Origin of the sequence: Methylobacter psychrophilus, from assembly GCF_025583945.1 — a bacterium.
In the GTDB taxonomy this organism is placed as follows: Bacteria; Pseudomonadota; Gammaproteobacteria; order Methylococcales; family Methylomonadaceae; genus Methylobacter_C; species Methylobacter_C psychrophilus.
Genome location: NZ_JAOEGU010000036.1, coordinates 26,913 through 40,620, shown reverse-complemented (window position 1 = coordinate 40,620; position 13,708 = coordinate 26,913). Strand labels below are relative to the sequence as shown.

Genomic DNA, 13,708 nt, shown 5'->3' with positions numbered 1-13,708 from the left:
CGGCAGAAGACAAAGCCGATAATAAGGCACTATCAAAACAGCGTATTTTTATTGAGCATGTTAATCGCCGATGCAAAATTTTCAGGATTGCCAAAGATGTTTATCGGGGCAAACACAAGCATTACTCTTTGACATGGAATTTAGTGGCTGCTCTTGTTAACTTACGCTATGGCTGTATTTAGGAAAGATGTCTAATGAAAACGCCACAGTGATAAGAACAATAAGTCGACCATCAACAGCCCGTTGCAATTTATCGATGTATACCGGTTTTTTATTGAGCGAACCAAGCTATGTAAGCTGTAGACGATTGGGAGAACACATGAACATTTCACATGATAGTGTTAATCGTTTTTTGAATCGAGAATCTTATGATGGCAAAGATTTACTCAACGAAGTCAAACCATTACTGAATCTTAACGGTGGAACATTAAGCATTGACGATAGTGTTTTAGATAAACCTTATGCAAACTATATCGCTTTTATTGGTTATTTTTGGTCTGGAAAGCATCATGCCAGCGTGCAAGGCATCAACCTTGTCACGATGTATTACACTGACATACAAGGCGTTCATTATCCGGTGAATTTTAGAGTGGTCGATAAAAGTGAAAAAAAAACGAAAAATGAGTATTTTCTGGAGATGCTTCATGAAGTTTTAGCATGGGGACTTAAGTCGGCTATGGTAACTGGTGACAGCTGGTACAGTTGTGTAAAGAACCTTAAAGTTATAAAAAATAATGACTTAGGGTTTATGTTTGCGATTAAAAGCAACCGTACCGTTTCAATTGAAAAAGGAGTTTGGCAGCAAGTTCAAAAGCTCAATATCCCAGAAAATGGCTTACTGGTCTGGTTGAAGGATTATGGAAACGTTAAACTTTTTCGAACACGGCTAAAAGACCAGCTGCGTCATTATGTGGTTTATCTACCCAACGAAGAAAAACTCAGCCAGTTTGATAGTCAAGCATTTGACCTTGAACATGATAAGCATTGGCAAATCGAACAATATCATCGTGCCATCAAACAGGTTTGTAATATCGAAAAGTTTCAAGTGCGTGGTAAGCAGGCTACGAAGAATCATTTGTTTGCCGCTATTTATGGTTATGTTCAATTGCAAAGACTTACGACAAACAATACCATTACGAACTGTTACCAAATACGCCATGAATTGTTCAAAAAGGTCGTTGCTACTTTCATTTCTGAATTTATCATTGGAAAAAAAAGTTTAAACCCCTTTTTTTCATCTGCCGTCAATGCGTAACTTCTATAATAGATGAGTCCGCCAACGTGGTTATTATTGGCTCAAAGAGTAATGATTTTATCAAGGTAGCCGGCAGCGGTAATAAAGCCGTCAATAGCGGCGCAGGCAATGATATGATTGACGACTCTAAAGGGTCGTCCTTTTTGAGCGGTGGTGAGGGTAACGATACTGTCTTTCTGGATGGCAGAATGGCAGATACATCCTTGTCAACGTTGACTGATTTTTAGCAAGGTCAGGACCACGCCACTATTTTTGGTTGGGTTAACGGAGTCAGTAAAGTGGTTGCTTTTTCTAATACCGATGGCGCAGAGGGCTATACCGGCTTAACATTGCACCTTCAGAATCTGCTACCTGATGGTTCTGTAGCCGGTACGACTAATCCGGCTTTGAATTCACTGACCCTGACGGGGCATACTTTGGCAGGTATGAATAATCAAATCGCCAGTGGCAGCAATACCCATTTTCTTACCGGGCAGGTGACTGACAGCTTTGGCGCTTATGGGTATTTGTATATTAGTTAATCTGAAATATAACATTGGTGGGGATAATTTGAGTGTAAGGCTTTAGTCGTTCTCACCAAACAGTCAACGCTTGAGTTATTTTTCTTATAACCAACACGATTGATTTACTGCAGAAATTATCTTAACAGGTATTTTGTGTTGTTCTGATTGTAATAAAGGCTACATGGTTTACTATGTAGCCTTTATTCTGTTAATAGTGGGTATTTTTCATTTTTTCACGAAAGTGTTGAATGATTTGTTATCATAAAAAATACCGGTCAGTGGCGCGCAATCCTGACCGAAACTGTTGAAGATTTCAATAGCTTTTAAATCAGAAGTAATGGGATTGTAAATTTTGTTACTTTTAAGTTATTTTTTAATTGAATGAACAGTGCTTATCATTACAGCAGGCAATTACTTTACTTTCTTAGGTAACTCGCAATAAATACCACCCAATCATTACCTGACTCTGGGAGCATCACCGATTTAATGATTCCTGCAACGCTGTGTACGAAGCGTGTGCAGACTATTATTGCCAGTTGCCTAAAGGCCGGAGTACAAACCTGGGTTTGTACTCCAAATTATCAAGGTGTCAGGTACGGTTACTGCCATTAAGTTAAGTATGTGGAGACTATAAATTGGGGGCTTATTTATTGCGAGTTGCCTTACTTGGTAAATTAATTACTTGTTATCCGGAACACACCAATGATTGAGCTTAACTTTAGCGAACGAAACAGTCAGCCATACAATAATATTGGGCTGATCAAGACAACATGGTCTGATGGTTCAATAACTCTCGGCACTTGTAGTCTCGTGGGACGGAACGACATTTTGACAGCTGGTCATTGTGTATTTAATCCTGATGAAAAAGGCTGGGCCACAGGCTTTGAATTCTATTTCGGGGCTGATTACAACGCGAATACCGGATCGTTTGAATCATGGCTTTCAAATCCAACTTTCTCGAAATGGACAGCGAAGGCCTGGACATCGCAAATCTATTCCGATGGAAACAATCAGACGATGCTGCAAAGCGAATCCCAGTTTGATATCGCGTTGATAGGTATTGATACTCCAATTGGCGACACATTGGGTTGGTTGGGATTAGATCCCGGTTATAACGGAAACCAGGCAGCAATAGCAGTTGGTTATCCAGTTGGATCCACTGGAATGATGATGCAGTCAGCAGCGGTTTTTAACAATTGGGACTACGGTATTTACGAATCATCAATAGAGGTTATGGGGGCAGGAAGCTCTGGAGGGCCGCTCCTGGTGGGTAATTCTGTTATTGGCGTTAAGAGTACTGGCAAATGGTGGGCCGATATTGGTAACTCATCTGTTTACAATACGATCATTACCGAGTTATCTCAGAATAATACTTTGTTAAACAGCGTCACTACTGATACTTCAGGAAATGATACTTTAGTGGGTACAAGTGGTGATGATTTATTTGATGGTGGTGCTGGCAATGACACAGTAACTTTTAATTTCAATAAGGGTGCTGTTACTGAAATCGGTCGCTCAAGTGACGGCAATACTCTGATGGTCAAGAGCTTGGAAGGTACAGATACCTTATTAAGTATAGAAAACCTGAGCTTTTCGGATGCAAACTTATCGATTAATGAATTTATTGCGCAGTACACGCCAGTGCCTTTGTTTACCTCAAGTGCCAGCGACGGTACATCAAGTTATGTTATGCCTACCAAATATACGGGCCCGGTTACTTTTTTGGACTATGAATTACTGGGAAAAGCAACCGGGGATGTGATTACCGGATCAATATATAACGACTTTATGAATTTACAGGGCGGTGACGATGCCGCCAATGGCAGTGCCGGTAATGATGTACTTGATGGTGGCACAGGATCAAACTTCCTGACTGGTGGCAGTGGTAACGATACTATATTTTTGGATGGTCGCGGAGGTACGATAACCTGGTCAACGGTAACCGACTTTAGCGCAGGTGATCAAATTAATATATGGGGCTGGAATAACGGCGTCAGCAAACAAGTATTTGCCATGGAAAATCAGGGTGCGGATGGCTATAAAGGTGCGACTTACCATTATGACTTAAATAATGATCATCTGATTGATACTTCCATCACCTTGACCGGTTTGGCGTTGTCCCAGATACCGACAGGCGTTGCAAAGGAAGTGGCGGGCAATGGTTATTTGTTTATAGGTTGAGTAAACTTTATCGTTTTAAAATTTGTTAGCCAATAGATCTTCGAAAGGAGAGAGCCAAATTAACCCTGATTGTTTGAATTGCGATCTGGATATTTAAAATTTTCTCTTGGATGTGTGGTTGTAAGTCTTATGAATGTTTTCGATTCAATCAAGGATAATACTGTAACGTTTTTGAATGGATCGATAAGTAGTTGGATTAATACCGGAAAGATATTTATTAATTACGTATAAATCCCAATCATTAGAAATTATTTCAATACATAAGATAGTAACCAAAAAATTCTTCCAGGAAAGCAATAATTAGTCATGACTGACATCGCCATAAAAGTTCAACAGCTCAGCAAATGCTACCAAATCTATGACAACCCGCGTGATCGGCTGAAGCAGTTTTTGCTACCTCGTTTGCAACGTTTGGCAGGGCAAGCGCCCAAACAATATTTTCGTGAATTCTGGGCACTTAAAGACCTTTCTTTTGAGGTTAAAAAAGGTGAAACCGTTGGTATTATCGGACGTAATGGTAGTGGTAAATCTACGCTTTTGCAAATGATCTGCGGTACGCTCAGTCCAACCAGTGGTAGCGTTCAAACCAAAGGCCGTGTGGCGGCTTTGTTGGAGCTTGGTTCCGGTTTTAATCCTGAATTTACCGGGCGTGAAAATGTTTATATGAATGCCTCGGTGCTGGGTTTAAGTCATCAAGAAATTGATGCCCGCTTTGCTGATATTGTTGCTTTTGCTGACATTGGTGACTTTATTGAGCAACCCGTCAAAACTTATTCCAGTGGTATGATGGTGCGTCTGGCTTTTGCTGTTATTGCCCATGTGGATGCCGATATTTTGGTGGTAGATGAAGCGCTGGCAGTCGGTGATGCCGTGTTTATACAAAAATGTATGCGTTTTATCCGCCGATTTCAGGAAAATGGTTCGCTAATTTTTGTCAGTCACGATACCGCCTCGGTGCAGAATCTATGTGAGTCCGGCATCTGGCTTAATAATGGTAGAATGGAAGCTATTGGTACGGCAAAAAGCGTTTCGGAAGCTTATTTGCAGTATACGTTGCAGGAGATCTACGGTGAGGAGTCCGTGCTGACTTCGATAGAACCTCGTGTAATGGATGATGCAACCGCTTCAGATAAAGAAACTTCACAAATCATTGATTATGGTGCTGTTGCCACAGTGCGCAATAATATTGATGCGGCGAGCGGCTGGAAAACTGGCCATGCGGTTATCGTTTCTGTTTCACTTACGCGACTGTCGCCTGGTCAGGAAGGTTTCTTTGAAGGCGGTGAGCGCGTTCGTATGACTGTGCGTGCGAAAGCGCATAAACCACTGCAAAATCCGATTCTGGGGTTTTTGGTACGGGATCGTCTGGGACAGGATTTGTTCGGCGAAAACACACTGGCTTTTACCCATCTTAAACCTACCCCAATTTCAGCGGGTATGTCATTCGATGGTATCTTTGACTTTACTTTACCCATGCTTCCTAATGGTCAATATGTCGTTATGGTCTCTGTCGCGGATGGGGATATTCATGAGCAAATACAGCATCATTGGATGCACGATGCACTGATTATTACGGTATCATCCAGTAAAGTTCGCTATGGGTTAATTGGACTTCCATTTGAGCGAGTAGAGCTGACAGTAATTAATAAATAAGCCGATATCAAGTTTAAATCTATCATGTTAAGAATACATAATGACCATTAATAAAACCCTTACCGAACTTTATCAAGAGAGTTCCGGCAAAGTATCGCTCAAATGGGAGTTGTATTTAAAAGAATATGACCGTATGCTCGCAGAGTATCAAGACAGGCCTGTTAATATTCTGGAGATAGGTGTACAAAATGGTGGGTCTTTAGCCGTTTGGAGCCAATACTTCAGAAATGCCCGGGGTATTGTGGGTGTTGATATTGACCAAAAATGTCAAAGTCTTATTTATTCTGATGATAGAATTAAGATCATTATTGGTGATTGTTGTCAACAAGATGTACTGGAGAAAATTACTCGGCAAACAGCTACTTTCGATCTTGTTTTTGATGATGGCTCTCATAAATCTGCTGATATTATTAAAGCTTTCTTGCTTTATTTCCCTAAGTTAACTATCGATGGGGTATATATTATCGAAGATTTACATTGTAGTTATTGGGAAAATTATGAAGGCGGTCTTTTTGACTCTTATTCTTCAATTGCTTTTATAAAAAAATTAATTGATATTGTTAACCACCAGCATTGGCAGAACGGGATGTCAATTAACCAATATATGGAAAATTTTCTGGTTCAATCAGGATTGGATACGTTAGTGATTAATGTCGATTTTCTTAATCAAATCCATTCGATAGAAATAATTAATTCCCTGTGTATTATTAAAAAAAAGGCCGTTCGGGATAATACTATTGGGAAATTAACGATAAGAGGTTCTGACGATAGCATTGTTCCGGAAGATGCAAAGCCGGTTATGGAGCAGGCAATAAGTCTTCAGAATCAAAATGAAAATATTTTTTCTACACCGGCTTATCAAGGTAGCGCTGATTTTGACATAAAACTGGCGGTGCTTAGGGACGAATTAATTTCAGGCAAAGCGATAATCCAACAAAAGGAGCAAGATATTGCCAGCCTGCGCCATGAAAATTATGATTTACATAAAAAGCTTTATGAGGTTACTACGCAGTTAAATCAATGCCGCGAAGTGGTTCAAGCCCTTAATCATGACCTTGAATATTCTAATCAGGTCATTGAATCAAGTAAGAAAATAATCCGAAAGAATGATCAGGATATTGCCGGTTTACATCAGGAATTAAATGCAGCCAACATCCGGTTAATGATGTTTGGCAATGGCATATTTATTCCCCTTAATAACACCTTGAGTCGAGTGAAGAAAAAACTAGGGGATTTCAGGAAGCGTTTCAAGTCCTGAAGGAAAACAAAAGCTGGATGGTTGTTTATAAATATCGGTTTTTTATGAAATATCCACAGCTTATTTTACTAATAATTGTTATCAAGTTTATTAAATATTATGGCTTATATATCAACCATTGACACTGCTAATAAAAATAACTCGCATACCATTGCGATTGATTTTTTAGTTGAAAAAGCTAAAGACCGTCTCCTAAAAATTCTTGACGTGGGTTGTTCCGAGGGATATTTAGGGGGGTATCTTAAAAATTTGGGCCACACTGTTCTGGGCGTTGAAATGAATCCACATGCGGCACACAAAGCCGGTGAGGTATTGGACTCTGTTTATAACGGTAGCATAGGTGACTATTTCACCCGGCATAGCGATGAAAAATTTGATGTCATTTTATTTGGCGATGTTTTAGAGCATATTGCCGACCCTAATCAAGTGCTTGAGATTTGTCATAATCATTTACATCGTGACGGCTTTATTATTGCTTCTTTGCCCAATGTTGCTCATGCGGCCATCAGAGCGATGTTGCTTGAGGGACGGTGGGAGTATGCAGATTTAGGTATCTTGGATCGAACACATTTGCGTTTTTTTACCAGAGAGAGTGCTCAGGCATTATTTGAACAAGCTGATTATGAAATTCAAGAGCTTGGCCAGGTGCATTTACCGATTGAGATGGTTGATCAATTATGCAATTTAAATTTGAGTCAAAAATATATTGATCTGGTCAATAATCTGGTTTCTGATGAACCTGATGCTACTGTTTTTCAAAACATATTTCTTGCAGAACCAAAGCGCGAAAATGCAGTAAGAATTGTTGCTTATGTCCCCAATAAAGATTTGTCCTTGTATGATATACGCATTAAGAATCCTTTGGATAATTGGAAAAATCGATACAATGGCCGTATCAGATATAGAGATTACAATGAAATCAGGCTTGATGATCTTTATTGGGGAGACATTTTTGTATTTCAACGCTCAGGAGGAGAATATATACTCAATCTGATGTCTGTTTTGCAGAAACATGGAAAAAAATGTGTTTTTGAACTGGATGATTTGCTAACTGAAATCCCTGATTTTTTAGCGCATCACAAAATGAGCCCCGATACGTTGAACACTTATTTAGAGGTTATTGCTAAAGCCGATTTAGTCACCACCACAACCCAGCGCTTAGCCTATAAATTTTTGAAGATGAACCCTCTGGTTATCTGCGTACCTAATTGCACCGAGTCATTTGGTTTGCCGTTGACAAACCAGTCGAGTCAGACTACCAATAAGGTAACCTTGGTAGTTGCCTCTTCGGATCGGGTATTGGTTGACTTTTTGGCACCGGCATTGCTTAAAATTCAAGAAACCTATCCATCCGATTATGATATTTTTGTTATTGGACCGCCAGGAGATTACCTGGAAAATTTTGGTATTAAAATAACAAGATCTGATTTAGTTAGCCATACTGACTTTAAAAAATTATTAAGTGGTTTAATCAATCCTGTTGGACTGATTCCTTTGGATGATTCTGTATTTAGTTCCTGCAAAAGTCCCATTAAATTTTTTGATTATGCTTTGGCTGGCATGCCCGTAATATGTTCCAATGTCCCACCTTATTCTGATTACATTATCAACGAAGAAACTGGTTTTTTGGTAAGCAATGATACTGACAGTTGGGTTACGGCGATATTAAAGCTGGGTGACTCGTTTGAGTTAAGAAATCTGCTTGCTCAACGTGCAATTGAATATGTTAGCCAATTATTTTCATTGAATGTGGCGGGTGATGCCTGGCAATCTGTCGTTAATAAACTGGCTATTTCAAGGACAGAAGATTTGGCCTTATTGAAGCCTGAAACCTATCAAGTTGGCATTCTTAAAACGGCAATTGATGCTAATGGCATTCATTTGGAAGTGAAAATGAGTTTTTCCCGGATTTTTCGGCAATTGCTGAGCCCGGCTGTCTATCTTAAAATTTACAGGGTTATAAGTACTGAAGGCTTTAGTGGGTTACTTCAAAGATTAAAAAGAATTTGATTTAAAAATGTTTTCTGCGTAATAAAACCAGTTCCAAGGTCTTGCAGAAATTATATATCCAGCTAAAGTCGCTGCAAACTGGTACGGATACCATCCCTTGAAGGGATGTTATCCGTTAGCATCGAGATTATTTATCTAAGAATTTATAGAATCTCTATGCTATTACGAGGGCTTTTAATTAGAATTTATTTGCGGTTGTTTTGGCATGACTTGCAACCAATTATTAACTTCGATCATATTTTCCTGGCTTATTAAACCGACAGACGTCATAAATCGCATCCTGTTTTTTATATAGCTGTATTTTGCCTGTGATAAATCTCTTTTGGATTTAAATTCGCCTTGTTGGGCATTTAACACATCAGTGATAGTTTGAACGCCATAACCAAAACCACTTTCCATTGCCTGTCTGGATTTAATAGCTGATTCTAGTGCTTTACGGGTTGCACTAATGCGTCTGACACTGGCATTGGAACTTAAAAATGAATCACTGGTTTCCTTAATTAAGGTACGAATTTTGGCTTCATTTTCATATTTGCTGATAGATAATTTATGTTGAGCTTCAAACATGCGGTTGGTCGTTGTCCCTCCGGTAAATAAAGGAATACTAACGTTTATTGCAGCGACTTGTGTTTCATAGTTACTGCCTAAATTGATGCTTTGATAGCCGGTATTGGTCGCATTATAATTTAGTTGCATGTCAACGACAGGTAAATATCTTGATTTTTGTACGGCTACATTATCACTTGCCGCTGCTATGGCACTGAGTTGGGCTGCCAGAGTAGGATTCTCACTTTTAGCGACTTCAATCCAATCCTTCAACGCACCATCCAGTTTTTTGTAGTCTATTTCATCACGCAATTGATAGAGTGCTACCGGTTCGGTATTGGTTAATTCTTTTAAACTTTCCCGAGCAGTCGCCAATAGCGTTTCCGCTTCAATTTCAGTCGCTTTTATCTGATCAAGTCGGGCTTCCACTTCATATAAATCGGTGACTAAAACCAGTTGCTTGGCATATTGTTTTTGAACCTGTTCCAGCTGTTTTAAGGTACTTTCACTTTCGGCCTGAAGATAATGTAATTGGTCTTCAGCTTCAAGCACATCAAAATACTTTTCTACTACATTAAACATCAAGGCATGCTGCGCTTCAATATTTTCTGAGGCGTATTGATTTTCAATTTCTTGTGCACGTCGCCAGTCCCAAAACTTGGCAAAATCAAGTACCGTTTGTGTCAATGAAACCGTATAACGGGTACCATTATAATTAGATGTGCAGGGTGGATTTGAACAAGCGCTATTGGGCACGCCAGATACGCCTGAAGTTTGACTGTTTTTCGACCAATTTGTATTGGCGCTTATTTGCGGCAGCATTTGACCCAGCGCTTGCCCTTTTTGTGCGGCACCTATTTCAACTTTTAATGCCGCCGTTTGTAACTGTGGATCAGCTTCTAATGCTTGTTGATAGATAGTAAGTAAGTCTTCAGCTTTACCAGTACCTGTGTATAGGATAGTCAGGCAGATAATGAGTAATGGTAGTTTTTTCATGAGGCCTTAGTCTTCTATAAATGCGCGGGCAAAAGCATTAGTGATGGGCTGCATCAGGTATTCAAAGACCGTTCTTTCACCGGTATTGATCAGTACTTCTGCGGGCATTCCGGGTAGTAATTCCAGCTCTCCCAATTTTTGAAAGCTGTCCGGAGTTAATTCAATTTGTGCCAGATAATAAGGTTGCTCGGTTTTTTCATCGGTTAACCGGTCGGCTGATAAATTAATGACTTTACCTTGCATTTTTGGTGTTAAGGCTTGTTTAAAAGCACTAAACCTTACTTCTGCCACTAATCCTGCCCTGACTCTGTCTATATCCATCGGCGATACCTGAGCATCTATGATTAATTCTTCTTGTTGCGGAACAATGTCGAGTATGGGTTTTCCGGGTGAAATGACACCGCCAACATTATGAACGGATAAGCCCAATACACGACCATCGGCGGGTGCGATGATTACTGTTCTGGCTACTTTGTCTCTGGTTGCTACCAGACGTTGGGCAACGTCGTATAACTCCGCTTGAACCTCACCCAGTTTAATGGCAACTTCTTCCTGGAACTTTTTTTGAAGCTGTAAAATTTGTAATTTTGTTTCGCCAATCTGGATTTCATTGCCTGCAATTTCAGAGCTTAAGGCGGCAACTTCTCCGGTAACCTGTGCATGATTACGTTCAATATCCCGCAGTCTTTGTTTGTCGGCAAAACCTTCGGCCAATAATTCTTTTAGATCGTGAACTTCATCACCATAAGAGATCATTAACGCTTCTTTACTGCTACGTTGACCTTGCAGGCCCTTTATTTTTGATCCCAACTGACTTATTCTTTGATTTAAAACCGATATTTCACCTTGTAGGGCGCTTTTTCGGGCATTAAATAGCTGGCTTTCTCCATGAGTTGCCTGGGCAATATGAGGGTCAGACAGATCACGCAACTCATCAGGGAAATTGATTTGATTCTGTTGGTCCCTTTCTGCAATAAGCCTGGCTATTTGCGCTGACAAGGTGATGTGTTGGCCGCGAATGATTTCCAGTTGTGCCTTAACTTCAGTACCATCAAGTATCAGTAATACATCCCCTGACTTAACGACATCACCATCTTTTGCCATTAATTCACTGACTATGCCACCATCCAGATGTTGTACGGTTTTTCTATGGGACTTTACGGTTACATAACCAGGTGCCAGTGCAGCGCTATCTATGGGTGCCAGATAACCCCATGTACCCAAAATACCGAAGGTAGCAATGAGGATGACAACGCCGATATTACGAATTGACCGGTCATCAGTCAGTAGAGGGATTCCTGTAACAGTAGTTACTTGTGCAAGCCGTTCTTTCATGTCTGTTTATGCCCGAGTAGTTAGGGTGCCGGCTGCCTGAGGAGCCTGTGTCGGTGCTGTCGCCATTTGTTGCTTTTGAAAATGCGCCATGACCTCGTCCTTGGGTCCATAAATAGAAACAAGTCCGTCATTTAAGATGAGTAGTTTGTCTACATTTGCCAGCACATTGTTGCGATGAGTAATGACAATAACAGTGGCTCTTTTATGCTTTAAACGCTGGATTGCATTGCCAAGGGCAAACTCACCTTGCTCATCCAGATTTGAGTTGGGTTCGTCCAATACCACAACGACAGGGTCACCGTAAAGTGCTCTGGCCAAACCGATACGCTGACGCTGACCGCCAGATAAATTGCCGCCGCTTGCGCCTATCAGTGTGTCATAGCCTTCCGGCAAACGTAAAATCAGCTCATGCACATCAGCCATTTTGGCGGCAGTAATCACTTTTTCCGGATCTATATCACCAAATCGTGCGATGTTTTCACTGATGGTGCCTTCAAATAGCTCTATATCTTGTGGTAAATAGCCAATATAGGGACCCAGTTCATCACGACTCCAGGCAAAAACATCTGCGCCATCCAGACGGATTTTTCCATTAGCGGTCGGCCATATACCCAATAAAGCTCTGGCAAAAGTTGATTTTCCAGCGCCACTGGGGCCAATTACGCCGATCACATCACCCTTTGCAATGGCTAAGGTAATGCCTTTTAATACTGGTGTTTTGGCTCCAGGAGGAATAACTACTGCAGCTTCTATCTGGAAATTGCCTTCTGGTGCTGGTAAGGTCATTTTCTCGGTTTCGGCCGGTATCTGAAGCAATAATTCATTCAGGCGATGGTATTGTCCACGCGCAGTAATAAAACCTTTCCAGGTACCAATCATCATATCGATTGGCGCAAGCGCCCGGCCCAGCAGAATGGAACCACCGATCATTAAGCCGGGTGTTATTTCATTCTCTATTACTAAATAGGCACCCAGACCTAAAATTAAGGATTGTGATGACAGTCGAATAACTTTTGATATTCCGCTAATTAAACCGGCGCGAGAACTTGCTCTTGCCTGTAACACCAGAACTTGCCTTGTACCTTCCAGCCATCGCAGTTGAATATTTCGCAACATCCCCATGGACTCAATAACTTCTGCATTTCTAAGGTTTTTATTGACCAAGCCACGGCCTGTCATCGCCAGGTTATTGGCTTCACCTAATAATTTACTGGTAGACTTTTCCTGAATGATGGCGACGATAACCAGTATTATTGAAGTGCCTACCGCTGCCCACCCGTATAGAGGATGAAAAATAAACATAACGGCAATATAAACAGGCATCCACGGCACATCAAAAAAGGCGAACAGACCGTTGCCAGTCATAAATTGCCTTAAGGACGTTAAGTCATCGAGGGGTTGCGAGCTTGCTCGTTGTCCACCTGTATAGAGCGATTGTTTATAAGCGACCTGAAACAATCTTTCGTTAAGAAGTGTTTCCAATCGTGAACTAACCCTGACCAGTATTTGTGAACGTACCCATTCCAAGGCACCCATCGTCAAAAACAGTACGATCACTATCAAGGTCAGCATTAGCAGCGTTGATCGATTTCCGGTAGGTACCACGCGGTCATATAATTGCAGCATGTAAATAGTTGGAACAAGTTGCAACAAATTAATAACCATACTGAATCCGGCAGCGGATATAAAAGCTCCTTTACACAGCGCTAACGCTTCTTCCAAATCAGACTTATTTACTCTTTTCATTTGTATCAAATATTAAAACATACGGCAATTTCGTTAATTATCGCATGAATTAAGTTTATTTATATTACAGTTATATTAATTGTGCTGGTGGCTGCAGATTGAACTTTAAATAATTTTTCTGTATTGTTTTTTTCGATCTTTTGGTCGATTAGCAGAGAGCTTAAGCATTTGTCGTTGTTCACTGCTGATTTAAATATAATGAAGTCCACACAATTTTTGGTATTT

General features: G+C 40.5%; 11 protein-coding genes. 8 read left to right on the top strand and 3 right to left on the bottom strand.

Annotated elements, in window-relative coordinates; genetic code table 11:
* From N7974_RS14915 to N7974_RS14880, 8 genes are all read left to right on the top strand, one after another.
* Positions 1-182 (top strand): transposase family protein (locus N7974_RS14915; RefSeq protein ID WP_317451572.1); only part of this gene is annotated, 182 nt, incomplete at its 5' end.
* Between the two features lie 29 nt (positions 183-211).
* Entirely contained in the window at positions 212-1,255 is a 1,044-nt protein-coding gene (locus tag N7974_RS14910; RefSeq protein WP_262966386.1) for an IS701 family transposase, read from the top strand.
* A gap of 26 nt (positions 1,256-1,281) precedes the next feature.
* Positions 1,282-1,482 carry a hypothetical protein gene (locus N7974_RS14905; RefSeq protein ID WP_262966384.1) on the top strand — a complete coding sequence of 67 codons (201 nt, stop codon included), beginning with the start codon at positions 1,282-1,284 and terminating at the stop codon, positions 1,480-1,482.
* 51 nt (positions 1,483-1,533) lie between these two features.
* Positions 1,534-1,776 (top strand): hypothetical protein, encoded by a 243-nt coding sequence (locus tag N7974_RS14900; protein WP_262966383.1) that lies wholly within the window; start codon positions 1,534-1,536, stop codon positions 1,774-1,776.
* Between the two features lie 684 nt (positions 1,777-2,460).
* The gene (locus N7974_RS14895; RefSeq protein ID WP_262966382.1) at positions 2,461-3,939 is read left to right on the top strand and encodes a trypsin-like serine protease; all 1,479 of its coding nucleotides are present in this window, start codon (positions 2,461-2,463) and stop codon (positions 3,937-3,939) included.
* A gap of 306 nt (positions 3,940-4,245) precedes the next feature.
* Positions 4,246-5,592 carry an ABC transporter ATP-binding protein gene (locus tag N7974_RS14890; RefSeq protein WP_262966381.1) on the top strand — a complete coding sequence of 449 codons (1,347 nt, stop codon included), beginning with the start codon at positions 4,246-4,248 and terminating at the stop codon, positions 5,590-5,592.
* 40 nt (positions 5,593-5,632) lie between these two features.
* The gene (locus tag N7974_RS14885; protein WP_262966380.1) at positions 5,633-6,850 is read left to right on the top strand and encodes a class I SAM-dependent methyltransferase; all 1,218 of its coding nucleotides are present in this window, start codon (positions 5,633-5,635) and stop codon (positions 6,848-6,850) included.
* Between the two features lie 99 nt (positions 6,851-6,949).
* Positions 6,950-8,860, top strand: a complete 1,911-nt coding sequence (locus tag N7974_RS14880; protein ID WP_262966379.1) for a methyltransferase domain-containing protein — start codon at positions 6,950-6,952, stop codon at positions 8,858-8,860.
* Positions 8,861-9,034: 174 nt separating this feature from the next.
* Here N7974_RS14880 and N7974_RS14875 read toward each other — a convergent pair whose 3' ends face one another.
* From N7974_RS14875 to N7974_RS14865, 3 genes are read right to left on the bottom strand one after another with little or no spacing between them, the layout of a single operon-like run.
* A complete protein-coding gene (locus tag N7974_RS14875; protein WP_262966378.1) occupies positions 9,035-10,402 on the bottom strand; it encodes a TolC family outer membrane protein in 1,368 nt (455 codons plus the stop codon).
* A gap of 6 nt (positions 10,403-10,408) precedes the next feature.
* Complete coding sequence (locus tag N7974_RS14870; protein ID WP_262966377.1) at positions 10,409-11,737, bottom strand: HlyD family type I secretion periplasmic adaptor subunit; 1,329 nt, start codon at positions 11,735-11,737, stop codon at positions 10,409-10,411.
* A gap of 6 nt (positions 11,738-11,743) precedes the next feature.
* Positions 11,744-13,483 (bottom strand): type I secretion system permease/ATPase, encoded by a 1,740-nt coding sequence (locus N7974_RS14865; protein WP_262966376.1) that lies wholly within the window; start codon positions 13,481-13,483, stop codon positions 11,744-11,746.
* Positions 13,484-13,708: the final 225 nt, after the last annotated feature.